The sequence below is a fragment of the Pseudideonella sakaiensis genome, from assembly GCF_048320135.1.
Taxonomy (GTDB): Bacteria; Pseudomonadota; Gammaproteobacteria; order Burkholderiales; family Burkholderiaceae_C; genus Ideonella_A; species Ideonella_A sakaiensis_A.
The window spans coordinates 493,589-518,540 of the sequence record NZ_CP182947.1; the positions used below are offsets into that span (position 1 = coordinate 493,589).

17 protein-coding genes are annotated in these 24,952 nt (G+C 66.3%); 7 read left to right on the plus strand and 10 right to left on the minus strand.

The features are described from left to right. Nucleotides 1–36 precede the first annotated feature (36 nt). Nucleotides 37–414 (plus strand): diacylglycerol kinase, encoded by a 378-nt coding sequence (locus ACNH6H_RS02200; protein ID WP_418315249.1) that lies wholly within the window; start codon nt 37–39, stop codon nt 412–414. Continuing rightward, nucleotides 411–1,037 carry a TIGR00730 family Rossman fold protein gene (locus tag ACNH6H_RS02205; protein ID WP_418315251.1) on the plus strand — a complete coding sequence of 209 codons (627 nt, stop codon included), beginning with the start codon at nt 411–413 and terminating at the stop codon, nt 1,035–1,037. The genes ACNH6H_RS02200 and ACNH6H_RS02205 overlap by 4 nt, the downstream gene beginning before the upstream one ends. A gap of 28 nt (nt 1,038–1,065) precedes the next feature. On the opposite strand, the gene ACNH6H_RS02210 is transcribed toward ACNH6H_RS02205, so the two are convergent. Both ACNH6H_RS02210 and ACNH6H_RS02215 read right to left on the minus strand, forming a co-directional pair. Further along, complete coding sequence (locus ACNH6H_RS02210; protein WP_418315252.1) at nt 1,066–1,404, minus strand: P-II family nitrogen regulator; 339 nt, start codon at nt 1,402–1,404, stop codon at nt 1,066–1,068. Nucleotides 1,405–1,523: 119 nt separating this feature from the next. Continuing rightward, complete coding sequence (locus tag ACNH6H_RS02215) at nt 1,524–3,578, minus strand: NAD(+) synthase (RefSeq protein ID WP_418315254.1); 2,055 nt, start codon at nt 3,576–3,578, stop codon at nt 1,524–1,526. 189 nt (nt 3,579–3,767) lie between these two features. On the opposite strand from ACNH6H_RS02215, the gene ACNH6H_RS02220 reads away from it, so the two are divergent. Further along, nucleotides 3,768–4,943: a GNAT family N-acetyltransferase gene (locus tag ACNH6H_RS02220; protein WP_418315256.1), complete on the plus strand. Its 1,176-nt coding sequence runs from the start codon at nt 3,768–3,770 to the stop codon at nt 4,941–4,943. Nucleotides 4,944–4,960: 17 nt separating this feature from the next. Here the strand turns inward: ACNH6H_RS02220 and ACNH6H_RS02225 are convergent, their stop codons facing one another. Continuing rightward, on the minus strand, nt 4,961–7,699 hold the full coding sequence (locus ACNH6H_RS02225) for a M16 family metallopeptidase (protein WP_418315257.1): 2,739 nt from the start codon (nt 7,697–7,699) through the stop codon (nt 4,961–4,963). Nucleotides 7,700–7,792: 93 nt separating this feature from the next. Beyond that, nucleotides 7,793–8,332: an inorganic diphosphatase gene (ppa, locus tag ACNH6H_RS02230; protein ID WP_418315259.1), complete on the minus strand. Its 540-nt coding sequence runs from the start codon at nt 8,330–8,332 to the stop codon at nt 7,793–7,795. Between the two features lie 224 nt (nt 8,333–8,556). Between ppa and ACNH6H_RS02235 the strand changes: the two genes are divergently transcribed. Beyond that, nucleotides 8,557–10,713 (plus strand): sodium-translocating pyrophosphatase, encoded by a 2,157-nt coding sequence (locus tag ACNH6H_RS02235; protein ID WP_418315261.1) that lies wholly within the window; start codon nt 8,557–8,559, stop codon nt 10,711–10,713. Nucleotides 10,714–10,738: 25 nt separating this feature from the next. Here the strand turns inward: ACNH6H_RS02235 and ACNH6H_RS02240 are convergent, their stop codons facing one another. The 6 genes from ACNH6H_RS02240 to ACNH6H_RS02265 all read right to left on the minus strand — a co-directional run bounded on the left by ACNH6H_RS02240 (nt 10,739) and on the right by ACNH6H_RS02265 (nt 22,760). Next, a complete protein-coding gene (locus ACNH6H_RS02240; RefSeq protein ID WP_418315263.1) occupies nt 10,739–11,650 on the minus strand; it encodes a transglutaminase family protein in 912 nt (303 codons plus the stop codon). Continuing rightward, nucleotides 11,647–14,118 (minus strand): circularly permuted type 2 ATP-grasp protein, encoded by a 2,472-nt coding sequence (locus tag ACNH6H_RS02245; protein WP_418315264.1) that lies wholly within the window; start codon nt 14,116–14,118, stop codon nt 11,647–11,649. Before ACNH6H_RS02245 ends, ACNH6H_RS02240 begins: the two co-directional genes overlap by 4 nt. 51 nt (nt 14,119–14,169) lie before the next feature. Next, the gene (locus ACNH6H_RS02250; RefSeq protein ID WP_418315265.1) at nt 14,170–17,553 is read right to left on the minus strand and encodes a DUF2126 domain-containing protein; all 3,384 of its coding nucleotides are present in this window, start codon (nt 17,551–17,553) and stop codon (nt 14,170–14,172) included. Between the two features lie 57 nt (nt 17,554–17,610). Then, the gene (locus ACNH6H_RS02255; RefSeq protein ID WP_418315267.1) at nt 17,611–18,633 is read right to left on the minus strand and encodes an alpha-E domain-containing protein; all 1,023 of its coding nucleotides are present in this window, start codon (nt 18,631–18,633) and stop codon (nt 17,611–17,613) included. Nucleotides 18,634–18,636: 3 nt separating this feature from the next. Further along, nucleotides 18,637–20,106 (minus strand): circularly permuted type 2 ATP-grasp protein, encoded by a 1,470-nt coding sequence (locus ACNH6H_RS02260; RefSeq protein WP_418315268.1) that lies wholly within the window; start codon nt 20,104–20,106, stop codon nt 18,637–18,639. A gap of 158 nt (nt 20,107–20,264) precedes the next feature. Beyond that, entirely contained in the window at nt 20,265–22,760 is a 2,496-nt protein-coding gene (locus ACNH6H_RS02265; protein WP_418315269.1) for a DNA internalization-related competence protein ComEC/Rec2, read from the minus strand. A 71-nt stretch (nt 22,761–22,831) separates the two neighbouring features. Here ACNH6H_RS02265 and ACNH6H_RS02270 point away from each other — a divergent pair, with 71 nt between their 5' ends. From ACNH6H_RS02270 to ACNH6H_RS02280, 3 genes are read left to right on the plus strand one after another with little or no spacing between them, the layout of a single operon-like run. After that, on the plus strand, nt 22,832–23,302 hold the full coding sequence (locus ACNH6H_RS02270; protein ID WP_418315271.1) for a RidA family protein: 471 nt from the start codon (nt 22,832–22,834) through the stop codon (nt 23,300–23,302). After that, complete coding sequence (locus ACNH6H_RS02275) at nt 23,299–23,802, plus strand: disulfide bond formation protein B (RefSeq protein WP_418315272.1); 504 nt, start codon at nt 23,299–23,301, stop codon at nt 23,800–23,802. Before ACNH6H_RS02270 ends, ACNH6H_RS02275 begins: the two co-directional genes overlap by 4 nt. A gap of 21 nt (nt 23,803–23,823) precedes the next feature. Next, entirely contained in the window at nt 23,824–24,945 is a 1,122-nt protein-coding gene (locus tag ACNH6H_RS02280) for a DNA alkylation repair protein (RefSeq protein WP_418315274.1), read from the plus strand. Nucleotides 24,946–24,952 lie beyond the last annotated feature (7 nt).

Here is a 24,952-nt window from a genome sequence, read left to right on the forward strand (position 1 = left end):
GCGCCTGGCCGGTGCGCCACGGCACAATGGTGCCTGATGAGCAATCCCTACAAAGGCCGGACCGGCATCGATCGCATCGTCAGCGCCACCGGTTACTCGATGGCCGGGCTGCGCACCGCCTTTGCCGCGGAAAATGCATTCCGCCAGGAAGTCTGGCTCGCCTTTGCGATGCTGCCGCTGGCGATGCTGATCGGGCGCAACTGGGTCGAGGTCGCGCTGCTCGCCGGCTCGGTCTGGCTGGTGCTCATCGTCGAACTGCTCAACTCGGCCATCGAAGCGGCGATCGACCGCGTGTCATTCGAATGGCATGAGTTGTCGAAACGGGCGAAGGATTACGGCAGCGCCGCCGTGATGTTGTCGCTGCTGCTGTGCGGCGGCATCTGGGCGGCGGCGATCTGGCAGCGTTTCGCATGACCGCATCGACCCCGGGCAATTCTTCCCCGCCGCCGGCTGAGGCCGCGTTTTCGGTCTGCGTCTATTGCGGCTCGCGCCCCGGCGCGCTGCCGGCCTTCGCGGCCGCTGCCGCCGAACTTGGGCAACGCATCGGTGAACGTGGCTGGCGCCTCGTCTACGGCGGCTCGCGCGCCGGACTGATGGGCATCGTCGCCGATGCCACGCTGGCCGCCGGCGGGCAGGCGCTCGGCGTGATTCCGCATTCGCTGGTCGATCGCGAAGTGGCCCATACCGGGCTGACCGAACTGCAGGTCGTCGCGACAATGCACCAGCGCAAGCAGGCGATGGCCGAGGCGGCCGATGCCTTCATCGCATTGCCCGGAGGTATCGGAACCTTCGAGGAGTTGTTCGAGGTCTGGACCTGGCGCCAGCTCGGATATCACGACAAGCCGGTCGGCATGCTCAATGTCGCCGGCTACTACGATCAGCTGCTGGCTTTCCTCGATCACAGCGAGAGCAGCGGCTTCGTCCACCCGGGGCAGCGCGAACTGCTGCAGGTCGGCGACAAGCCCGGCGAGCTGTTGCAGCTTCTGCACCGGCTGGCGGCAAACGCCGACGCGCCGGACGACTACCGTCGGATCTGAGCTGCGCCGGCGCGATGGTGGCGACGCCTCAGATGGCGTCTTCGTCGAGTTCGCCGGTGCGGATGCGAACGACCTGTTCGATGTTGGTGACGAAGATCTTGCCGTCACCGATCTTGCCGGTCTTGGCTGCACGGACGATCGACTCGATGCAGCGCTCGACGTCGCTGTCCTTGACGACGACCTCGACCTTCACCTTCGGCAGGAAGTCGACGACATATTCGGCGCCGCGGTACAGCTCGGTATGGCCTTTCTGACGCCCGAAACCCTTCACCTCGACCACCGTCAAGCCGGTCACGCCAACTTCGGCAAGCCCTTCGCGCACCTCCTCCAGCTTGAATGGTTTGATGATCGCGGTTATCTGTTTCATGGCGGAACTCCTTGAAGCCGGACAATCCTTAGTTTAAGGCAAGCAGCCACGCGGGCCGCGCCGCGACGGGCTTGCCATGCCGCTGCCGGCAGAGCAAAAACCCGTCGGAAGTCGGTCGGTCAGTCCGGAATGCGATCGAGGTCGGCAAGCCAGACGACCGATTCCGAGTCGCTCGGCGCCCGCCAGTCGCCGCGCGGCGACAACGAGCCGCCGCTGCCGACTTTCGGCGCATTCGGCATGCAGCTGCGCTTGAACTGGCTGCCCTTGAAGAAGCGGCCGAGGAAGATGCGCAGCGTGTCCTTGATCGCCGGCAGCGCATATTCGTTGCGCGCGACGTGTTCCTCGTCGGGCCAGGCACCACGATTGCGATCGCCCCATGCGCTCAGCGACAGGAAAGCGAGCTTGGCCGGCGCAAAGCCGAAACGGATCGTGTAGTACAGGTTGAAATCCTGCAGCTCGTAGGGGCCGATCACCGCTTCGGTGCGCTGGCCGGGCTTTTCGGCGGTAGCGCCAGGCACCAGTTCGGGGCTGATCTCGGTATCGAGGATGCCGAGCAATACATCATGGGCGTGACTGCCGATCTGGTCGGTCTCGGCGACCCAGCGCACCAGGTGCTGGATCAGCGTCTTCGGCACGCTGGCGTTGACGTTGTAGTGCGACATGTGGTCGCCAACGCCATAGGTGCACCAGCCCAGTGCCAACTCGCTCAGATCGCCGGTGCCGACCACCAGCCCGCGGTGGTGGTTGGCGAGCCGGAACAGATGGCTGGTGCGCTCGCCTGCCTGCACATTCTCGAACGTGACGTCGTACTGCGGCTGGCCGTCGGCAAACGGATGGCCGATATCGCGGAACATCTGCTCGCAACTCGGCCGGATATCGATCTCGGCCGCCGTGCAGCCGACCGCCGCCATCAGCCGCCGCGCCTGGTCGAGGGTTCGCTCACTGGTTGCAAAACCCGGCATCGTGAAGCCGAGGATGTCGCTGCGCGACCAGCCCATCCGGTCCACCGCCTTCGCGCAGACCAGCAGTGCATGGGTCGAATCGAGCCCGCCTGAAATGCCGATCACCAGCTTGCGAACGCCGCTCGTCTGCAGCCGCTGCACCAGCGCCTGGACCTGGATGTTGTAGACCTCCGCGCAGCGCTCGTCGCGGCGGCTGCGGTCTGCCGGCACATACGGAAAACGCGCGACCGAACGCTCGAGCGGCATTGCCTGCTCGCGTGGCGGGTTCAACCGGAACGCGATGTTGCGGAATCCCTGCAGCTCGCCGGCGTGGCGGCGCACCGACTGGCCGAAGCTGGTCTGGCGCATCCGTTCGCGCGATACGCGCTCGAGGTCGACATCGCCAGTCACCAGGTGCGATGCCTCGGAAAAACGTTCCGACTCGGCGAGCATCTCGCCGTTTTCGTAGATCAGCGCCTGCCCGTCCCAGGCCAGGTCGGTGCTCGACTCACCGGATCCTGCCGACGAATAAAGGTAGGCGGCGAGGCAGCGCGCCGACTGCTGGCCGACGAGCTGGTGGCGGTAGCCCGACTTGCCGACCGTGATGTTCGACGCCGACAGATTGACCAGCACGGTGGCGCCGGCCAGCGCCGCAAAACACGACGGCGGAATCGGCACCCACAGGTCTTCGCACAGTTCGACATGCAGGTTCAGAAACGGCATGTCGGACGCGGTGAACAGCAGCTTCGGGCCGAATGCGACATGCTGGCCGAGCAGCTCGATCTCGGTCGACAAGGCGTCGTCAGCAGAATTGAACTGGCGCGCCTCGTAGAACTCGCCGTAGTTCGGCAAATAGGTCTTCGGCACGACACCGAGGATCTGGCCGCGCAGCACGGCCACCGCGCAGTTGAACAGCCGGTGATCGACGCGCAGCGGCAGGCCGACGATCGCGATGCACGACAGTGTGCGCGACGCCTCGACGATGGTCGACAAGCCGGCCAGGCAGGCATCGAGCAGGCTGCGCTGATGGAACAGGTCGTCGCAGGTATAGGCGCTGAGCCCGAGCTCCGGGAAGGCCACGATGCTCGCGCCGCGCGCGGCGGCTTCGGCGAGCAGTTGCCGCGTCTGTTCGGCATTGAATTGCGGATCGGCGACGCGGCAACGCGGCACGCCAACCGCGACGCGAACAAAATCGTGGTTGTGCAGGTTGAAAAACGGATGGTCCTGGCTCAAGCTTGTTGCTCCTGTCGACACCGCCGCAGCCGGCCGCCACCGGCGCGGCAGCCGAAACCGAAGGTTATTGCGGCCAGCGCGTCGCGTCCGCCGACAACGCGCAAAAATTCGTGTTCAGGCAGGCCTCGTGCGGCAATCCGGCGCCGCCGCCTTGCGATGGCCACCCTCAGCAGCAGATTGCGCGCACACATGCAGCCCTTATCGAGGTCGAAAGATTATGTCATCCACGTCCATGCGGACCCCTCCGATATCGACGCCCAGCGCTGGAATCAGTTGCTCGCCGCCCAGGCCGCGCCGACGCCATTCATGCGCCACGAATACCTTGCCGCGCTGCATGCCAGCGGCTGCGCCAGCGAGGCCACCGGCTGGCTGCCGCAATTCCTCAGCGTCGAGGAGGACGGCGAACTCGTTGCTGCCTGCCCGTTGTACCTGAAAGACCATTCATACGGCGAATATGTGTTCGACTGGGCATGGGCCGATGCCTACCACCGCCATGGCCTCGACTATTACCCGAAGCTGCTGAATGCGGTGCCGTTCACGCCGGTGCCCGGCAGCCGGCTGCTGGCGCGCGATGACGGCGCCCGCTCGCTGCTGCTGCAGGCGATGGTCAGGTTGGCCAGCGACGCCGGCCTGTCGTCGGTCCATTCGCTGTTCAACGACGAGCGCGAACGTTGCGTCGTCGCGGCGGCCGCGCCGACTGGCTGGATGCTGCGCAACACGGTGCAGTTCCACTGGCAGAACCGCGATCCCGCCTATGCCGACTTCGCGGCATTTCTGGCCAGCCTGCAGCGCGACAAGCGCAAGAAGATTGCGCAGGAACGGCGCCGCGTCGGCGACGCGGGCGTCAGCCTGCGCTGTCAGGTCGGGGACGAGATCGGTGACGCCGACTGGGACTTCTTCCACCACTGCTACACGCTGACCTACCGCGCCCACCATTCGACGCCGTATCTGTCGCGCGACTTTTTTGCCCGCGTCGCCAAGACGATGGCGGAAAACTGGCTGCTGTTCACCGCCTGGCGGGAAGGGGAGCGGATCGCCAGCTCACTGGTCGCGATCGATCCACAGCAACGCGTCGCCTATGGCCGCTACTGGGGCGCGATCGAACACGTACCCTGCCTGCACTTCGAGGCCTGTTATTACCAGCCACTTGCCTGGTGCATCGCGAACGGCTATCGCCGCTTCGAAGGCGGCGCGCAGGGCGAACACAAGATGGCGCGTGGCCTGCTGCCGGTGCTGACGCACTCGGCGCACTGGCTCGCCCATCCGCAGTTCGCCCGCGCCGTTGGTGATTTTCTCGAGCGTGAAGGCGCCGGCATCGCCGGCTACATCGACGAACTGAACGAGCGCCGGCCGTTCAAAAACTGAGCTCGCGGCGCGCGGCCTCACTTGGTCTCTTTGAAGTCGCCGGCAAAGCCGCTGACGAATTGATCCGGACGGATATATTTGCGCAGCGCTGCGTTGACCTGCTCGAGCGTCAGTTTGGCGAGCGCCGCATCGATTTCGGCGTCGCGCGCAAACGTCCTGTCCAGGTAGACGTGGTTGGCCAGCGCCGAGGTCAGCCAGCCGTCCTGGGCCCGGCTCAGCTGCCGGAAGCTGAGCAAGCCGCGCTGGCCCTCCTGCAGTTCGGCAGCGGTGAAACCCTCCTTCAGCGCGCGTTCCAGTTCCTCGCGGAAGGCGGCTTCGACCTTGGCCCGGTTCTGCGGTGCAAAGATCGCGCTGGCCATCCAGTCGGAACGCTTGTCGAGCGAACCCCAGGCGACACCGCTGCGCACGTCGTAGGACAGCCCGTCGGTCTCGCGGATCCGCTTCCACAGCCGGGAATTGCCGCCGGCGCCAAGCAAATGGTTCGCCATCATCAGCGCCACGTGGTCGGGATGGGTGTCCGATATCGGCAAGCCAAGCTGCACCGCCATGTTGGCATTCTGCTTGTCCGGCGTATTCAGCAGCATGCGTTCGGCAGGCCGGTCAACCAGCGGCCGCGGGATCCGCGTGTAGTCGGCGCCCGACGTCCAGTCGGCGAAACCGGCGCGCAGCGCCTCGCGCACCGCCGCAACGTCGAGATCGCCAACCGCGGCAAATTCACCCTTGCGAGCGCTGTAGAAGCGCTTGTGGAACTCCCGCAATTGCTCAACCGTCACCGCGGAGACATCGGCGACGATCTCGTCGAAGGTGCGCGCATAACGCGGGTCACCGCGCGGGTACGGATTGCCGTGGCGGGCCAGCGCATTGGCCAGCACCGCGCGCGGCTCCTTGCGTTGCTCCTCGATCGCCGACAAGGTCCGGCGGCGGATTTCCTCGAGCGCGTCCGCCGGCAGCGCCGGATCGCGCAGCAATTCGGCCACCAGCGCGATCGCCGCCGGCAGGTGCTCGCGGCGCGACACCAGCCGCACCGTGACACGGCCATCACCGCTGCCGACCGACATCTCGGTTTTCAGTTCGCTGAGCCGGTCCTGCACCTGCTGGCGGTTCAGCCGGCTGCTGCCCTTGTCGATCAGTGCGGCCAGCATGTCGGCCACCTCGCCTTTGCCGAACAGCGATTTTTCATCGCCGAAGCGCAGCGTCAGCAGCGCCTGCACCGCCTCGCCCCGGGTGCCCTTCGGCAATACCGCGGCATCGATGCCGCCGACCTGGAAGCGCTGCGTGCGCTTGTCGATATTGGCCGGCGAGGCTTCGAACACCTCGACCCGCTCGGCGGCGGCCTTCGGCTTGAAATCGCTCATTGCCTTCGCAAGGTCGACGCGCGCCGGCGTCGGCGCACGTTTCGGCTGCTCGGTCGGCCGGTATTGCGCCAGCGTGCGGTTCGACGGCAGCAGCGTCTGCTCGGCCACCCGTTGCAGATCGGCCAGTTTCAGCGCCTGCACGCGGTCGCGGGTCAGGAAGAAAAGCCGCCAGTCGCCCTGCGCCACCGCCTCGCTGAGCGACACGCCGATCACCTGCGGATCGGTGAAGGCCCGCTCCCAGCCGTTCAGCCAGTTGGTCCGTGCCCTGTCCAGCTCCTCTTGAGTGAACGGTTCAGAGACCACCGATTCGAGCGTCTTGATCATCGCCGCGCGCGCCGCCTCGATGTCCTGTTCGGGCGCCAGCTGGGCGCCGTAGATCGCAAAGCCGGGATCGGCCAGGCCGGCCGAGAAGGCAAAGGTGCTGGCGGCCAGCTTCTTTTCGACCAGCGCCTTGTGCAGCCGGCCCGACGGCGTATCGCCCATCACCAGATCGAGCACCTCGATCGCGGCAAAATCCGGATGCGGACCCGGCGGCACGTGGTAGCCGGCGTAGATCAGCGGCACGCCGCCGACGCGGCGCAGAATGACTTCGCGTTCGCCATCCTGGGCGGGTTCCAGCGTATAGAGCTTCGGCAGTTCGCGCGCTGGTTTTTTCAGTTGGCCGAACGATTCATTGATCCAGCGCATGATGGTCGCGCGCGGAAACTTGCCCGAGATGATCAGCGTCGCGTTGTCCGGCTGGTAGTAGCGGCGGTAGAAGGCCTTCAGCCGCGGGATGTCGACATTCTCGACATCGCTGCGCGCGCCGATCGTGCTCTTGCCGTAGTTGTGCCACTCATACATCGCCGACAGCGTGCGCTGGAACAGGATGCGGCCGGGATTGTTCTCGCCGCTTTCCATCTCGTTGCGCACCACCGTCATCTCGCTGTCGAGATCCTTGCGCGCGATGTGGCTGTTGACCATCGCATCGGCCTGCCAGTTCAGGTACCAGCGCAGGTTGTCGTCGTTGGCCGAGAACTGCGCGAAGTAATTCGTGCGGTCGAGCCAGGTGCTGCCGTTGGCGGCCAGGCCGCGCTTCGTGAACTCCGACCAGACCTGCGGGTATTTCGGCGAGCCCTTGAACAGCAGGTGCTCGAGCAGGTGGGCCATGCCGGTCTCGCCATATCCCTCGTGGCGAGAGCCGACGTTGTAGGTCAGGTTGACGGTCGTCGTCGGTTTCGAGTCGTCGGGAACGAGCAGCACCTGCAGCCCGTTCGGTAGCCGGTATTCGTCGATGCCCTCGACCGAGGTCACATGGGTGATGCCTGAGCCCTGCGGGATCGGGATCGACGTCGGCGGCTTGGCGAAAGCAGCACCGCCGGCGAGCAGCGAGAAGGTCAGGCAGAAAAGGCGCAGCAGCATCGGGACCATGGTTCACACTGGATGAAGATCAGCTGGGGCAGACCCCGGGCGCGCCGATAAGTTCGATCGGATGCGGCGCGCCGCCGCGGAAGCTCAGCCCTGCTTCGACGCCTTGTATGCATCGACGCCGGCGACGACCTCGGAACGCGCACGGTCCGGACCTTCCCAGCCCTGCACCTTGACCCATTTGCCCTGCTCGAGGTCCTTGTAGTGCTCGAAGAAGTGCTGGATCGCCTTCAGCCGCATCTGGTTGATGTCCTCCGGCTTCTGCCAGTGGGTATAGATCGGCAGGATCTTGTCGATCGGCACCGCCAGCAGCTTGGCATCGTTGCCGGCCTCGTCTTCCATCATCAGCACGCCGATCGGCCGGCAGGTCACGACGACACCCGGCGTCAGCGCCCACGGCGTGATCACCAACACGTCGACCGGATCGCCGTCGTCGGCCAGCGTCTGCGGGATGTAGCCGTAGTTGCACGGATAGTGCATTGCCGTCGTCATGAAGCGATCGACGAACATCGCGCCGCTTTCCTTGTCGACCTCGTACTTGATCGGGTCGGCATTCATCGGAATCTCGATGATCACATTGAATTCGTCCGGGCATTTCTTGCCGGGCGTGACGTTGTGCAGGCTCATGGTGGGTAGCGAACAAGGAAAGCGGCAAGTTTAAGCGCTGCGTCTTGCAAGCCCCTGACGCGCTGCGGCCGGAAAAGCGTTGCCGACCATGGAAAACACCATGCCACCCGCGTTGCCATCGGCACGGCCATCCCGTAGCATCCGCGCAGTTTCGAACCGGCCGGGACGCCTGCGCAGGGCCGACCCGGACCATCAAACCACCGAGGAAGGAAGCTCCCCCTATGATGTCCACGAACGTGGCGCTCTTGTTCGCCCTCGCCTGCGGTCTTGCCGCAGTCCTGTACGGGTTCTTCCAGCGCCGCTGGATCATGAGGCAGAGCACCGGCAACGCCCGGATGCAGGAAATCGCCGCGGCGATCAGGGAGGGCGCAGCGGCCTATCTTCGGCGCCAGTACCAGACCATCGCGATGGTCGGCGTGGTGCTGGTGATCCTGATCGCGATCTTTCTCGACGGCGCAACCGCGGTCGGATTCGCGATCGGCGCGGTACTGTCGGGCGCCTGCGGCTTCATCGGCATGAATGTCTCGGTCGCTGCCAACGTGCGCACCGCGCAGGCGGCCACCCACGGCATCGGCCCGGCGCTGAATGTCGCGTTCAAGGGTGGCGCGATCACCGGCATGCTGGTGGTCGGACTCGGGCTGCTCGGTGTCGGCATCTTCTTCTGGTTCCTGATCGGCAACGGCAACCTGACGCCGGACCAGAGCCTGTCGGATCTGCTCAGGCCGCTGCTCGGTCTGGCCTTCGGCTCGTCGCTGATCTCGATCTTCGCGCGGCTCGGCGGCGGCATCTTCACGAAGGGGGCCGACGTCGGCGCCGATCTGGTCGGCAAGGTCGAGGCCGGCATTCCGGAAGACGACCCGCGCAACCCGGCGGTGATCGCCGACAACGTCGGTGACAACGTCGGCGACTGCGCCGGCATGGCCGCCGACCTGTTCGAGACCTATGCGGTGACGCTGATCGCGACGATGGCGCTCGGTGCAATCGTCGTCGTCGGCGCGCCGATGGCGGCAGTGATCTATCCGCTGGTGCTCGGCGGCTTCTCGATCATCGCGTCGATCATCGGCTGCAGCGCGGTCAAGGCCTCGCCCGGCATGCGCAACGTGATGCCGGCGCTGTACAAGGGCCTGGCGATTGCCGGCGGCATTTCGCTGATCGGCTTCTACTTCATCACGGTGCTGGTGATGCCCGACGACGCACTCGGCGCCGGCACGCACCTGCGGCTGTGGGCTGCCGGCGCAGTCGGCCTGGCGCTGACCGCGGCGCTGGTCTGGATCACCGAGTACTACACCGGCACCAATTTCAAGCCGGTCAAGCACATCGCCGAAGCCTCGACAACCGGCCACGGCACCAACATCATCGCCGGCCTCGGCGTGTCGATGCGCTCGACCGCGTGGCCGGTGCTGTTCGTCTGCGCGTCGATCCTGACCGCCTTCCAGCTCGCCGGCCTGTACGGCATCGCGATCGCCGCAACGGCAATGCTCAGCATGGCCGGCATCGTCGTCGCACTCGATGCCTACGGCCCGATCACCGACAACGCCGGCGGCATCGCCGAGATGTCGGATCTGCCGGCGAGCGTGCGCGACATCACCGATCCGCTCGATGCGGTCGGCAACACGACGAAGGCGGTGACCAAGGGTTATGCGATCGGCTCGGCCGGCCTGGCCGCACTGGTGCTGTTTGCCGACTACACCCACTCGCTCGAAGGCCGGGGCATGCACATCAGCTTCGACCTGAGCGATCCGCGGGTGATCGTCGGCCTGTTCATCGGCGGCCTGATTCCCTACCTGTTCGGCGCGATGGCGATGGAAGCGGTCGGCCGCGCGGCCGGCAGCGTCGTCGTCGAGGTGCGTCGCCAGTTTCGCGAGATCAAGGGCATCATGGAAGGCACGGCCAAGCCCGAGTACGGCCGCGCGGTCGACATGCTGACGACCGCGGCGATCAAGGAGATGATCATCCCCAGCCTGCTGCCGGTGGTGGTACCGATCCTGGTCGGTCTGCTGCTCGGTCCGGCCGCGCTTGGCGGACTGCTGATGGGCACGATCGTGACCGGCCTGTTCGTCGCGATCTCGATGTGCACCGGCGGCGGCGCCTGGGACAACGCAAAGAAATATATCGAGGACGGCAACCACGGCGGCAAGGGCAGCGAAGCGCACAAGGCTGCGGTCACCGGCGATACCGTCGGCGACCCGTACAAGGACACCGCTGGCCCGGCGGTCAATCCGCTGATCAAGATCATCAACATCGTCGCGTTGCTGATCGTGCCGCTGCTGCCGTTGCCGGCCGCAACCGCGATGCACGGCTCATCGTCAACGATGACATCGACGACGATCGTCACGCCCGCGGTGGTCGTCGTGACGCCGGCGCCGGCAGCCAGCAAGTAGCCGCCGACAGGCCGGCCGGTCGGCGTCAGTCCTGCGGGATGACGCTGACCGAAATCGACATCTGCTGCTCGCCGCCGCCAAGGATCACGCCGCGCAGTGGCACCACATCGGCAAAATCGGCGCCCCAGGCCAGCGTGATGTAGCGGGCGTCGGCGCACTGATCGTTGGTCGGATCGAACTCGACCCAGCCGTGGGCCGGCGACCAGGCCGCAACCCAGGCATGGGTCGCATCGGCGCCCATCAGCCGCGGCTGGCCAGGCGGCGGATCGGTCAGCAGATAACCCGAGACATACCGCGCCGGCAGCCCATGGCTGCGCAGGCAGGCGAGCATCAGGTGCGCAAAATCCTGGCAGACGCCGCGCCGGTGCTCGAGCACTTCCTCGACCTTGGTGCTGACGGTCGTCGCCTCCGGATCGAACTCGAAATCGCGGTGGATACTGTGCATCAGCTCGTGCACCGCTTCGAACCAGCCACGGCCGGCAGCAAGCAGCGGCGCAGAGTACCGCCGCGCCTGCTTCGACAGCGGCAGCAACACCGTCGCCTCGCTCATGCGTGCCGGCAGCAGGCCGTCACTGCCGCCTGCGGCGCCGGCTGCATCGCGGACCTGTTCCCAGCGCAGGCCTGAAACCGCGGGCGACGGCCTGTCGCTGACGAGCACATCGGAGCTCATGGAAACGCGCAGGATGCGGTGTGCCGTCTGCAGACCGAAGTGGTGCACCGTATTGCCGAAACTGTCGAGCGAGTGCTGCTGTTCGTCGGGCTCGGGCTCGATCAGCAGTTCGTGCGACAGCACGCGCTGCCAGGGCAATTCGCGCGGCGTCAGCCGGGCAATCTGCCAGGACTGCGAAACCGGTGCGGTATAGGTGTAGTGGGTCTCGTGCTCGACGCGGTAGGACGCGACGGCGCGGGCAATCGAAGGCGTTGCGGCGGCGCTCATGCGGCAAGCGACAACATGCTGCGCGAGCTCGCGTGCGAGAAGAATTTCAGGCTCAGCTCGTCGGACACCGCTCGCGCACAGCGCTGCAGCTGGCCGAGCAGATTCGCCAGCGCCTCGCTTTCCGGATCGAGGTCGCGGACGTCGAAACCGCGCAGCGCCTCGACCGCAGCAGTCAGCTCGACGCCGGCGAACGGGCCATGGCGCGATTCGAGCTTCAGCACATATTCATGCAGGCCCTTCAGCTGGAAGCCGATCGATCGCGGATTGGCCGCGTCACGCAGCAGCAGATCGAGCACCGGCAGCCATTCGGGTGCGACCAGGTAGCGCGAGCGGTAGGTGACGGTCGAATCATTCAAGGCCAGCAGCCAGTCGAGCCGCTGGGTGCGCCCCTCGTTGATGGCCACCTGCAGCACTGCGCACAAGGTCGACAGCCGTTCGACGCGCCGGCCGATCGACAGGAAGCGCCAGCCGAGGCCACGCGTCATGCCGTCGAGCGCGAAGCCGGACAGCGTCATCATCGAGGTCACCGCCTTGTCGAGCCAGACCATCGCCAGCGGCAGGCCGAGCGGTGAATTGAGGCCGCGGGTGAAGATCGGGTCGTCGACCAGCTGGTTCAGGCTGCGCCAGTTGTCGGCCGACATGCGGTCGCGCAGGTTGAATGCGCAACGCAGCAACTGGCTCAGCTGCATGCTCAGCCCCTCCTGCGGATGGGTCGCGGCGCGCAGCAACTGCAGTCCGATCTGCTCGTCGTCGCAATCGATCAATCCGAAACGATCGGCCAGCAGTGCCGCCGGCGTCGCCTCGATCGCCTGCTCGGCCTGCTCGTCGAGCACGCCGGCGATATTGACCCGCAGCAGCCGGGCCGTTGCATCGCAGCGCTCTCCGTACCTGCCATACCAGTACAGGTTTTCTGCACCGCGCGACGGCAGGTTGGCGGTCGGGCTGATCAGATCGTCTGGCTTGACGGTCGTCGTCAGCAGGCTGAACGATGCATTGACCGGGGTCTCCGACAGCACCCAGGTGTCCTTCGATCGCCCTCCGCGCTGCATCGCGATGACCCGCGAGTCACCGTCGCCGGCGACCCGCGCGAGCCCGCCCGGCATCACGCGGTAGCCGTCCGGCGTCGCGACCGCAAAGACGCGCAGGCCGACGGTGCGCGCGCTGACCAGCTCGCCGCGATCGCCATGGTCGCGTTCGAGCACCGGAGCCTGCGACACCCTCACCCATTCCTGGGCGACATAACGCGACGGCCGCCGCTTGATGCGCGCCCACAATGCCTTGCGCGCGGCCGCATCGAGGTCGGCGCCGAACAGCGCCGGTTCCGGCAGCGCGCGGTCGAGCGGCTTGATGATCAGCCGGTCGAGCCGATCCCAGGCCTCGGCAAGAGCGGCCTCTTCGCCGAGCCACCAGGTCGCGACCGACGGCAGCTTCAACGGTTCGTCGAGCAACGTCCTGCTGAGCGCTGGCAGGTAGGCGAGCAAGGCGCTCGATTCGATCACGCCGGCGCCCAGTGCATTGCAGATCAGCACACTGCCGCGGCGCGCGCATTCGGTCAGACCGGGCACGCCGAGCGCCGAGTCGCTGCGCAATTCGAGCGGGTCACAGAAATTGTCGTCCTGCCGCCGCAGCATCGCGTGCACGCGCTTCAGCCCCTCGACCGTCTTCATCCAGACCCGGCCGTCGCGCACCGTCAGGTCGCCGCCTTCGACCAGCGGAAAGCCGAGGTAGCGGGCAAGCAGCGCGTGTTCGAAATAGGTCTCGTTGTAGGGACCCGGCGTCAGCACGACGACCAGCGGCGAGCCATCTCCTTTTGGCGCCCAGCGCAGCAGCGATTCGCGCCAGGCGTCGAAGAAGCTCGCCAGATGCTGCACGTGCAGATCGTGGAACATCTGCGGAAAGACACGCGAGACGATCAGCCGGTTCTCCAGCGCATAACCGGCGCCGGACGGCGCCTGCGTGCGGTCGCCGACCACCCACCACTTGCCATCCGGTGAGCGCGCGAGATCGGCCGCATAGTGGAACAGGTGAATGCCGCCCGGCGGCCGCGCATGCTGGGCCTGGTGCAGAAATCCGCTGTGGCCGAATACCACCGGCGGCGGAATCTGGCCATCGGACAGCAGCTTCTGCGGCCCATAAATATCGGCCAGCACGAGGTTCAGCAGTTCGGCGCGCTGCGCAATGCCTTCCTCGATCTGCTGCCATTCGGCCTCCGACAGCAGCAGCGGCAGCGGATCGACTTCCCACGGCCGGTCGCTGCCCTTCGGGTCGGCATAGACGTTGTAGGTGATGCCGCTGGCATGGATCTCCCGCTCCATCAGCGACAGTGTTTCTCCGACCTCCGCGCCTTCACGGCCGAGCAGCGAGCCGATGAAGGTTTCCCACTGCTGGCGCGGCTTGCCATGCTCGTCAAGCAGCTCGTCGTAGCGCCCCTCCTGCGGGGAATAACCGGCCAGCAATTTCTCGAGCATCGTGCGCAGATCAGATCCGCTACAGGGGAGGAGTTTCGGCGCCTCGCGCGATCAGCCCGCGCGGGCGCGCCGCAGGTCCAGCGTGAACGGAAAGTTCGGGTTGCGCGGTTCGCTGTGCACGTCCATCTTGCCCGGTGTGTGCCCGACGCGGAAAAATCGCGCCAGCCGCCTGGCCTCGGCCTCGTAGGCATTGACCGGGAAGGTGTCGTAGCTGCGCCCGCCCGGGTGCGCGACATGGTACTGGCAGCCACCCATCGAGCGGCCCATCCAGGTATCGACCAGATCGAAGGTCAGCGGCGCATCGACCGGTATCGTCGGATGCAGCGCAGACGTTGGATGCCAGGCGCGGTAACGCACCGCGCCAACCGCCTCGCCGATCCGGCCGGTCGGCTGCAGCGGCACGACGCGGCCATTGCAGGTCAGCACGTGGCGCTCGCCGACCAGCCCGGTCGCGCGCAACTGAAGCCGTTCGACCGAGGAGTCGACAAACCGGACCGTGCCGCCGGGAGCGCCCTCCTCGCCCATCACATGCCAGGGCTCGAGCGCCATCTGCAGCTCGATCTCGACGCCGCGGGCCTGGAAATCGCCGAGCCGCGGGAAGCGGAAATTCAGATGCGGTGCAAACCACTCGGCCTGCATCGGAAAGCCGGCATCGTTCAATTCCTCGATGACGTCGCACAAATCCTCCCAGATGAAGTGCGGCAGCATGAAGCGGTCGTGCAGTTCGGTATTCCAGCGCTTCAGCTGGGCCGGCTGATAGGGCTGTTTCCAGAACCGCGCGACCAGCGCACGCATCAGCAGCTGCTGCGTCAGGCTCATCCGCGCATGCGGCGGCATCTCGAACGCGCGCATCTCGAGCAGGCCGAGCCGCCCGGTCGGGCCATCCGGCGAATACAGCTTGTCGATGCAGAACTCGGCACGGTGGGTATTGCCGCTGACGTCGATCAGCAGGTTGCGCAGCAGCCGGTCGATCAGCCACGGCGGGCACGGCGGCTGGTCGGCGGCCGTCACGCGTTTCAGTTCGGCAAAGGCGATCTCGATCTCGTAGACCGAGTCATTGCGCGCCTCGTCGATGCGCGGCGCCTGGCTGGTCGGGCCGACAAACAGCCCGGAAAACAGATAACTCAGCGCCGGATGGTTGTGCCAGTAGGCGACCATGCTGGCCAGCAGATCGGGCCGGCGCAGGAATGGCGAATCCGCCACCTTCGCGCCGCCGAGCACGAAATGGTTGCCGCCGCCGGTACCGGTATGGCGGCCGTCGAGCATGAATTTTTCGGTCGACAGCCGCGTCTCGTGCGCAGCCTGGTACAGGTGCGTCGTCTGCTCGACCAGTTCGTTCCAGTCGTGCGCCGGGTGGATATTGACCTCGATGACGCCCGGATCGGGGGTCACCCGCAGCGTGGCCAGTCGCGGATCCTTTGGCGGCTCGTAACCCTCGAGGATCACCGGCAGCTTCATCTCGACCGCGGTGTCCTCGATCGCCGCGACGATTTCCAGGTAATCCTCCAGCGCTTCGGCCGGTGGCATGAACAGATACAGCCGGCCGTTGCGCGGTTCCGCACACATCGCGGTGCGGACGACGCCGCCGGCCGACTGCAGGTGGCCAGGGCGCTGCAGCGCCGGGTCGCCGGACGCGGCAGATGCGTCGCCGGCACGGCCGGCCGGCGCGCCGGCGACTTCGGCAGCGGCAGCGTCGCTTCGTCCGGCCAGCTGGGTCACCAGCCGCAGCCGCTGATAAACCGGCAGCGGCGGGAAGACCTGGGTCTGGTCCGGCGGATGGATCCACGGCAGATCCTTGTCGTCGGCCCAGGGCTGCGAATCGAGCGGCAGCCGGTAGCCCATCGCCGAGTCACCCGGGAACAGATAACAGCGCTCGCTGCGCAGAAACCACGGGCCCGAGCGCCAGCGTGTCGCGGCCCCTGGCGCATGCTGCCGGCCGAGCGGCAACACATGGCCGACGACCTTGTCCAGGCCCTGCGTGAACACCTTGTTCAGGCGTTCACGTTCCAGCGGATCAGACAGCTTGGCGTCGAACGGATCGACGTTCGACGGCAGCCGGCGCTCGCGCCACAGGTAATAGTAGGTGTCTTCGAAGGCAGGGAAGATGTATTGCGGGTCGAGCCGCAGACGCTTGGCAACGCCGAGCAGAAACTGGCGTGCCTGGCCATCGGAGACCTGGTAGTCCTGGTGTTCGCTCGCGAACAGATCCGGATGGGTCCAGATCGGCTCCTTGTCCTTGCGCCAGTACAGGTTCAGCGACCAGCGCGGCAACTGCTCGCCGGGATACCACTTGCCCTGGCCATAGTGCAGCAGGCCGTTCTCGCCATATTTGGCGCGCAGCTTGTCCATCAGGTCGGCGCTGAGCAAACGCTTGGTCGGCCCCATCGCCTCGGTATTCCACTCCGCGCCTTCACGGTCGTCGACCGATACGAAGGTCGGTTCGCCGCCCTGCGTCAGGCGCACATCGGAGTTCTGCAGGTCACCGTCGACCTGGTGGCCCAGCTGTTCGATCGCGGCCCACTGCTCCTCGCTGTAGGGCAGCGTCACGCGCGGCGCTTCCCAGACCCGGCTGACCGACATCGAATGCTCGAACTCGGTTTCGCATTCGTCGATCGCACCGCTGACCGGCGCCGCAGACGACGGCTCCGGTGAACAGGCGAGCGGAATGTGGCCTTCGCCAGCAAGCAGCCCGGAAGTCGGATCGAGGCCGATCCAGCCGGCACCCGGCAGATAGACCTCGCACCAGGCGTGCAGATCGGTGAAATCGACTTCGGTGCCGCTCGGGCCGTCGAGCGACTTGACGTCGCTTTTCAGCTGGATCAGATAGCCGGAGACAAACCGCGCGGCGAGCCCGAGGTGGCGCAGCACCTGCACCAGCAGCCAGCCGGTGTCGCGGCACGAGCCGCTGGCCTTGACCAGCGTTTCCTCCGGCGTCTGCACGCCAGGCTCCATCCGCACCAGGTAGCCGATCTCGCGCTGCAGCCGCTGGTTCAGTGCGACCAGAAAATCATTGGTCGGCGTTTTGTCGCGCGGGATGCTGGCGAGAAATTTCTCGAATTCGGGCGTCGTCGGCGCCTTGATCAGGTAGGCCGCGAGTTCGGTCTCGAGCTCCGGGGCATATTTGAACGGGAAATGTTCGGCCGACGGCTCGAGAAAGAAATCGAACGGATTGAGCACCGCCATCTCGGCAACCAGATCGATCTCGATCCGGAAACTGGTCGTCTTCTCCGGAAAGACGAGCCTGGCCAGGTAGTTGGATTGCGGATCCTGCTGCCAGTTGATGAAGTGTTCGGTCGGCTCGACCCGCATCGAATAACTGAGGATGCGGGTGCGCGAATGCGGCGCCGGACGCAGCCTGACCACCTGCGGGCCGAGGTTGATCGGCCGGTCGTAGCGGTAATGCGTGACGTGGTTCAGCGCGACATGGATGGACATTCAATACTCCGGAACAGGAAACGGCGGCCGCCGCGCAGGCGGCCCGCACGGCTGGCTTCAGGCATCGCCGGGAACCAGGAAATCGCGGCTGATGCCGGCGCCGAGCATCGCGACGCGCTCGAGAAACTGCGTCAGATAAGGGTGCAGGCCGGTCTCGAGGATCTCCTCGATCCGCGCATATTGCAGGTCGGCGCAAAGCCGGCCGACGCGGCGCAGCGTTTCGCCGGATTGTGCGTTGGCGACGACGCGCAGATTTTCCAGCACCTCGCTCATGCACGAGGCCAGCGAGCGCGGCATGTCGGGGCGCAGGATCATCAGCTCGGCGACTTTCTCAGGCCTGATCACATTGCGGTAGGTCTTGCGATAGACCTCGAAGCCGGACACCGAGCGCAGCAGCGCGGACCAGTGGTAGAAGTCGAACTCGACTTCCTGGTCCTCCTCGGGCATCGAGTCGGCACCCGAACTCTCCTGCGCCTGGCTGATGCCGCCGGCCATCGGCTGGGCACTGCCGCGGTTCTCGATCTGCAGCGCATGAAACTTGATATCGAGCAGCCGCGCGGTATTGTCGGCACGCTCGAGCAGGCTGCCGATGCGCAGGAAGTGGAAGGCCTCGTCCTTCAGCATCGTGCCGAGCACGACGCCACGCGACAGATGCGATCTGAACTTGACCCAGTCGAAGGTATCGGACGGATCGTCGAGCAGCTTGCCGTCCTCGACCATGCGCTGGAATTCGAGCCAGGTCTGGTTCTGCGTCTCCCAGACCTCGGTCGTCAGCGAACCGCGCACCGCGCGTGCATTTTCGCGCGCGGCCTTCAGGCAATTGCTGATGCTCGACGGATTGCGCACATCGAGCACCATGTAGTTCATCACGCTCGCCGGCGTCACCTCGCCATACCGCTTCGCAAAATCGCCGCTCAATTCGGAAATGCTCAACAAGCCTTTCCAGCCCATCTCCGCATAGTGCGTCGATTGCGGCAGCAGCGAGGTCTGGTAATTGACATCGAGCATGCGGGCGGTGTTCTCTGCCCTTTCCATATACCTCGCCATCCAGAACAGATGGTCTGCAGTTCTCGACAGCATCGTTCAGCCCCCTTGTTGCTGTTGCTGAAACTGGCGCGACTTCTTCAGCACCCAGGTGTCCTTGGTGCCGCCGCCCTGCGATGAATTGACGACCAGCGAGCCTTGCTTCAGCGCGACGCGGGTCAGGCCGCCCGGTGCGATCTGCACTTCGGTGCCGGACAGCACGAACGGACGCAGGTCGATGTGGCGCGGCGCGACGCCGGATTCGACGAAGGTCGGGCAGGTCGACAGGCTCAGCGTCGGCTGTGCGATGTAGCGCGCTGGGTCGGCGATCAGCGCGGTGCGGAAATCGGCCACCTGCTGCTTGCTGGCGGCCGGGCCGACCAGCATGCCGTAGCCGCCGGCGCCGTGAACCTCCTTGACGACCAGTTCCTCGAGGTGGTCGAGCACATAACGCAGGTCCGAATCGAGCCGGCATTGGTAGGTCGGCACATTGTTCAGCACCGGCTTCTCGCCGAGGTAGAACTCGATCATCTTCGGCACATACGGATAAACCGACTTGTCGTCGGCAATGCCGGTGCCGATGGCATTGGCGATATTGACGTTGCCGGCGCGGTACGCACTGATCAGGCCGGCGCAGCCGAGCGTCGAATCGGACCTGAATACCTGCGGATCGAGAAAATCGTCGTCGAGCCGGCGGTAGATCACATCGACCCGCTTCGGGCCCTGCGTCGTGCGCATGTAGACGAAATCGTCCTTGACGAACAGATCCTGGCCCTCGACCAGTTCGACACCCATCTGCTGGGCGAGGAAGGCATGCTCGAAATAGGCGCTGTTGTACATGCCCGGCGTCAGCACGACGACGGTCGGATCGAGTGCGGCGGCAGGCGATACCGCACGCAGCGTTTCGAGCAGCAGGTCCGGATAGTGCGCCACCGGCTCGATGCGCTGCATGCTGAACAGGTCCGGAAACAGCCGCATCATCATCTTGCGGTTTTCCAGCATGTAGCTGACGCCGCTCGGCACCCGCAGGTTGTCCTCGAGAACAAAATAGCTGCCGCTGCCGTCGGCATTGGCCGCGCGCACGATGTCGACGCCGGCCACATGCGAATAGACGTCGAACGGCACCGACACGCCCATCATCTCGGGCCGGAACTGCGCATTCTTCAGGATCTGTTCGGCCGGAATGATGCCGGCGCGCAGGATTTCCTGGTCGTGATAGATGTCGTGGATGAAGCGGTTCATCGCCGCAACGCGTTGGCGCAGGCCGCGTTCGAGCTGCTGCCACTCGCTGGCCGGGATGATGCGCGGAATCAGGTCGAACGGAATCAGCCGTTCGGTACCCGATTTGCCGTCGTCATTGGCGCCATAAACCGCAAACGTGATGCCGACGCGGCGGAAGATCATTTCCGCTTCCTCGCGCTGCTGGCGCATCACCTCGTCGTCCTGCCTCGCCAGCCAGTCCGCATAGACCCGATAGTGCTCCCGGACGCCGCCGTCGGCCAGGCGCATTTCGTCAAAACTCTGTTTCATCGGCAAACTCCTCCGCGTGGGCGAAGCAACATCCAGACCATCCCGGGATCGCTGGCCGTCGCGCGACCACTCCAGAACAGGGTAGCCGCATCATCCCATGCCGGCGAGCGGCGCGGACAATCCGCGTGGTATGCCGGCATCGGCTGCGCTGCGGCGGATCACGCCGGGCGGTCGTGCCAATAGCGGCGCTGCCGCTCGCGCTCGCAGACCGCCTGCAGCGGATCACCGCCACGCCACCACCAGGCGCCGCAGCGGCTCGTTTCGATCACCTGGATGCCGCGCCGGCGATAGCGGTCGACGACCTCGGCACTCGGGTGACCGAAGCGGTTGCGGTAGCCGGCCTGGAAAACGACGACCTGCGGACCGACCGCTTCGATGAATTCCTCGATCGACGAAGTCCGGCTGCCATGGTGCGGCGCGATCAGCACGCGGCTCGGAAGCTGCAACGCGGCGCGCGACAGCAGCTCGAGTTCCTGCTGCCGCTCGATATCGCCGGTGATCAGCAATGAGGCCGCGCCGGCGCCAGCAGCCGCGACGCGCAGCACACACGACATCGCATTGGGCTTGCGGACGCCGTCATAGTCGGCTTTCAGCGGATGCAGCATCTCGAAACTCACGCCATCCCATTGCCAGCCCAGGCCGGCGCTGCAGCGCTGCAGCGGCGGGCCGAGGTTGGCGAGCGGATGGCCATCTTCCAGCGAACCGAACAGCTCGCCAACCGCCATCGCGCCGATCAGCGATGCGGCGCCGCCGACATGGTCGTTGTCTCGATGGCTCAACACCAGCTTGTCGATGCGCCGTTCGCCGCGGCCGCGCAGCAGCGGCAGCACGATGCGCTGGCCGGCGTCGCTGTCGCGCGCATAGTGCGGGCCGGTGTCGAACAGCAGCAGGTGCGAATGCGTGCGCACCAGCACCGCCGTGCCCTGGCCGACGTCGAGTGCGAGCACGTCGAACTGCCCGTACGCCGGCAACACGCGCGGCGGCAGCAGCAGCGGGATCAGCAGCGGCAGCGCCAGCAGGCGGGTCCGCCAAGGCAGCGGCAGCACCGCGAGCAGTGCGGCCGGAATGGCCAGCAGATGGGCCCACAGCGGCGCCTCGGCCACCGTCCAGACCGCAAACGGCCAACTGGCGAGCCAGCCAAGCAGCATGGTCAAGCCCTGCAGCAGCAGCGCACCAAGCTGCCAGAGCCACGGCAGCGCGACGCCGAGCAGCGCCAGCGGCGTGATCAGCAAGGTGACCAGCGGGATCGCGACCAGGTTGGCCATCAGACCGACCACCGACAGCTGCTGGAAGAAGATGATGCTCAGCGGCGCCAGCCCGACGGTGATTGCCAGCTGGCTGCGCAGCAGCTGGCGCATTGGGGCGGCCACGAGCCGATCGACGATGGCCTTCCACCGCCACTGGCCGCGCCCCGATGCCGCCGGCATGGCGTCTTCGGCGCCGCTTGCCAGCAGCAGCCCGACCGCGACGAACGACAACCAGAACCCCGGCTGCAGCAGCGCCCACGGATCGAGCAGCGTGACCAGCACCGCCGCCGCGAGCAGGATCATCGGCCACGGCCAACGTCGGCCCAGGCTGGCGAGCAGCACGACCAGCGCAAGCATCAGCAGCGTGCGCTGCGCCGGCACGCCCCAGCCGGCGATGAGCGCATAAGCCGTCGCTGCCGCAAGCCCGCCGCAGCGGCCGGCGACCGGCGCCGCAACGGCCAGCGCCAGCCGCGGGCTGCGCCGCCAGCAGGCCGCGATCAGCCGGCCGGCGAGCCAGAAAAACATCGTCACGTGCAGCCCGCTGATCGCAACCAGGTGGGCAATGCCGGTGTCTCGAAACAGCTGCCAATCGTCGCGGTCGATCGCACCCTGGTCGCCGACGGCGAGCGCCGCCAGCACGCCGGCGGCGCGCCGGTCGTCGACGCTGGAGAAGATCGCGTCGCGCACCGTCTGCCGCAGCGCAGCGACACGGTGGCCGACACCGTCGGCGAGCAGCCGCGCTGGTTGCGCCACCTCGCGCACATAGGCGGTCGCACCGATGCCGCGTTCGAACAGATACAGCTCGTAGTCGAAACCATGCGGGTTCATGTTGCCGTGCGGCCGCCGCAGGCGCAGCGTCAATTGCCAACGCTGGCCGGCACGCAGGCTGCGCTGGGCCGGGCTCAGCGACGCATCGATTTCGCGACCGACATACCAGCCGACGATCAGCCGTGGCGGAATCCGCACCACCGAGACATCACGCAATGCGCGTTCGACATCGAATGCGAAGCGCAGGCCATTGGCGCCGGCATGCGGCAGGTCGGCGACGACGCCGGTGACCACCAGGTCGGTCGCTTCGAGGGCCGCCGGCAGCCGCTCGGCGATGCGCCGCTCGGCGACCAGCCCGGGGCCGGCCCAGCCAAGCAGTCCGGCCCCCAGCAGCAACAGCGCCGCTGCGAAACGCTGCAAACCGGCAGCCGAAACGGCAACTGCGAGCAGCAAGGCCAGCACGCCGCTGGCCGCGGCTGCCCGCAGCCATGGCGGTGCCGGCAGATCGGCGAGGCCGAGGTGCAACGCGACGCCGCCCAGCCAGCTGAGACAGGCCGCCAGAATCAACGCGGCAGCGGCCGCTGCCGACGGCCGGCTGGCACTGGCAACGGCGGCAATGCGCAGGCCGATCGCGGGCATGGCCACAGTGTAGGATTTGGACCCCCACCCCCAACCTCTTGCCGATCCCCCATTCAGCGGGGTCCAACGCCATGTTGACATCCAATACGTCCATCGCCGAACGCCTGAAAGAACTGGGCATCACCTTGCCGCCGGTCTCGGTCCCGGCGGCCGCCTATGTGCCCTTCGTGCGCAGCGGCAACCTGGTTTTTCTGTCCGGCCACATTGCCCGGCGCGAAGGCAAACCCTGGGTCGGCCAGTTCGGCCGCGACATCGATACCGCCACCGGCGTCGACGCCGCGCGTGCAGTTGCGATCGACCTGCTCGGCACCTTGCAGGCCGCCGCCGGCGGACTCGACAAGGTGGTGCGCATCGTCAAGTTGATGAGCCTGGTCAACAGCACCCCCGATTTCACCGAACAGCACCTGGTGACCAATGGCGCTTCCGAACTGTTCGGCAAGGTCTTCGGCGACCGCGGCGCCCATGCCCGCAGCGCCTTTGGCGTTGCACAGATTCCCATGGGCGCCTGTGTCGAGATCGAACTGATCGCCGAAGTCGAATGAACGCAGCGTTCGACGAAGACCGGGCCGCGCGGTCGCGCCTGCTGCTCGGAGGCAGCGCGCTGCTGTGTCTGGCGGCGGTCGGCGCTGCGCTGGTTTCGCAGCATCAATTCGGCATGGAGCCCTGCCCGTATTGCATCCTGCAGCGGGTGATCTTCCTGGCGGTCGGACTGGTCTGCCTGATCGCGCTGATCTGTACCACCAGCGCCGGGCGCCGCTTCGGCGCCGCATTGGCCTTTCTACTGGCGCTGTCCGGCATAGCTACCGCGCTGTACCAGCACTTCGTTGCTGCCGCGACCGCATCGTGCAACATGACGATGGCCGATCGAATCATCGGTGCAATGGGGCTCGACAGCTTCTGGCCCGATGTGTTCTCGCCGCGAGCCAGTTGCGCCGATGCCGCGGTCGACCTGCTCGGCATCCCGTACGAGTTCTGGAGCCTGGCGCTGTTCGTCGTATTGGCAATCGTCGCATTGCAGGTCATCAGGCGACCGGCGGGCTGATCGGCCGGCGAACCAAGCGGCATGGCCGAGACGCTGAAAAGCCGATTCGGCCCCGCCGTCGTCGCGCGCATCGGCGCGCTGCTCGCGGCAGCCTGGCCGGCGTTTGATCGCCGGGCCTTCGTCGCCGAGGCGCTGGCCGGCTTCGAAGAGCTCGAACTGATGGCGCGCGCCGATCACATCGCGACCGCGATGCAGCACCATCTGCCGGCCGATTTCGATGCCGCCGCGGCCATTCTGTTGAGCTCGCTGGACCATCTGCAACCCACCGATACCAGCGGCGATGCGATGGCGGCCTTTCTGCTGCTGCCGCATGTGTTGTATGTCGGCTGCTACGGCCTCGACCACTTCGAATCGGCGATGCGGCTGCAGCATGCGCTGACGCAGCGCTTCACCGCCGAATTCAGCATCCGGCGCTTCCTCGAACACGATCCGCAGCGCACGCTGCGGCAGCTCGAGACCTGGGCCTGCGATCCGAACGAACACGTGCGCCGCCTGGTCAGCGAAGGCAGCCGGCCGCGGCTGCCGTGGGCCTCACGGCTGCGCGACTTCCAACGCGATCCGACGCCGGTGATCGCGTTGCTCGACAAGCTGAAGGACGATCCGTCGCTGTATGTGCGCCGCTCGGTCGCGAACAACCTGAACGACATCGGCAAGGACCATCCGGAACTGCTGATCGCCACCGCCCGCCGCTGGCTCAGCGCCGACGCGAGTCCGCAGCGGCGCTGGATCATCGGCCATGCGCTGCGCTCCGCGGTCAAGCGGGGCGATCCGCAGGCACTGGCGCTGCTCGGCTACGGCAAGCCATCGCGCCTGCAGATCGATCGGGTCGCGATCGAACCGCACGAACTCGCGATCGGCGACACGCTGACGATCGAATGCGAACTGCGCAACCCGCGGCGCCAGCGGCAGAGCGCACTGGCCGACCTGCGCATCCATTATCAGAAGGCGCGCGGCGACAGCACCGTCAAGGTCTTCAAGCTGAAGCGGATCGAACTCCGCGCCGGCGAAGCGATCGTGCTGCGCAAGCGGTTGTCGCTCGCCGACAAGACGACGCGCCGCCACCATCCGGGCGAACACCGCGTCGAACTGCTGCTGAACGGCAAGGTCCTGCCGCTCGGCAGTTTTCTGCTGAAACGTTGCTGACCGCTGC

Coding starts and splice junctions, on each gene's coding strand:
- ACNH6H_RS02200 (WP_418315249.1), top strand. CDS start 37: ATGAGCAATCCCTACAAAGGCCGGACCGGCATCGATCGCATCGTCAGC.
- ACNH6H_RS02205 (WP_418315251.1), top strand. CDS start 411: ATGACCGCATCGACCCCGGGCAATTCTTCCCCGCCGCCGGCTGAGGCC.
- ACNH6H_RS02210 (WP_418315252.1), bottom strand. CDS start 1,404: ATGAAACAGATAACCGCGATCATCAAACCATTCAAGCTGGAGGAGGTG.
- ACNH6H_RS02220 (WP_418315256.1), top strand. CDS start 3,768: ATGCAGCCCTTATCGAGGTCGAAAGATTATGTCATCCACGTCCATGCG.
- ACNH6H_RS02225 (WP_418315257.1), bottom strand. CDS start 7,699: ATGCTGCTGCGCCTTTTCTGCCTGACCTTCTCGCTGCTCGCCGGCGGT.
- ppa (WP_418315259.1), bottom strand. CDS start 8,332: ATGAGCCTGCACAACGTCACGCCCGGCAAGAAATGCCCGGACGAATTC.
- ACNH6H_RS02235 (WP_418315261.1), top strand. CDS start 8,557: ATGTCCACGAACGTGGCGCTCTTGTTCGCCCTCGCCTGCGGTCTTGCC.
- ACNH6H_RS02240 (WP_418315263.1), bottom strand. CDS start 11,650: ATGAGCGCCGCCGCAACGCCTTCGATTGCCCGCGCCGTCGCGTCCTAC.
- ACNH6H_RS02245 (WP_418315264.1), bottom strand. CDS start 14,118: ATGCTCGAGAAATTGCTGGCCGGTTATTCCCCGCAGGAGGGGCGCTAC.
- ACNH6H_RS02250 (WP_418315265.1), bottom strand. CDS start 17,553: ATGTCCATCCATGTCGCGCTGAACCACGTCACGCATTACCGCTACGAC.
- ACNH6H_RS02255 (WP_418315267.1), bottom strand. CDS start 18,633: ATGCTGTCGAGAACTGCAGACCATCTGTTCTGGATGGCGAGGTATATG.
- ACNH6H_RS02260 (WP_418315268.1), bottom strand. CDS start 20,106: ATGAAACAGAGTTTTGACGAAATGCGCCTGGCCGACGGCGGCGTCCGG.
- ACNH6H_RS02265 (WP_418315269.1), bottom strand. CDS start 22,760: ATGCCCGCGATCGGCCTGCGCATTGCCGCCGTTGCCAGTGCCAGCCGG.
- ACNH6H_RS02270 (WP_418315271.1), top strand. CDS start 22,832: ATGTTGACATCCAATACGTCCATCGCCGAACGCCTGAAAGAACTGGGC.
- ACNH6H_RS02275 (WP_418315272.1), top strand. CDS start 23,299: ATGAACGCAGCGTTCGACGAAGACCGGGCCGCGCGGTCGCGCCTGCTG.
- ACNH6H_RS02280 (WP_418315274.1), top strand. CDS start 23,824: ATGGCCGAGACGCTGAAAAGCCGATTCGGCCCCGCCGTCGTCGCGCGC.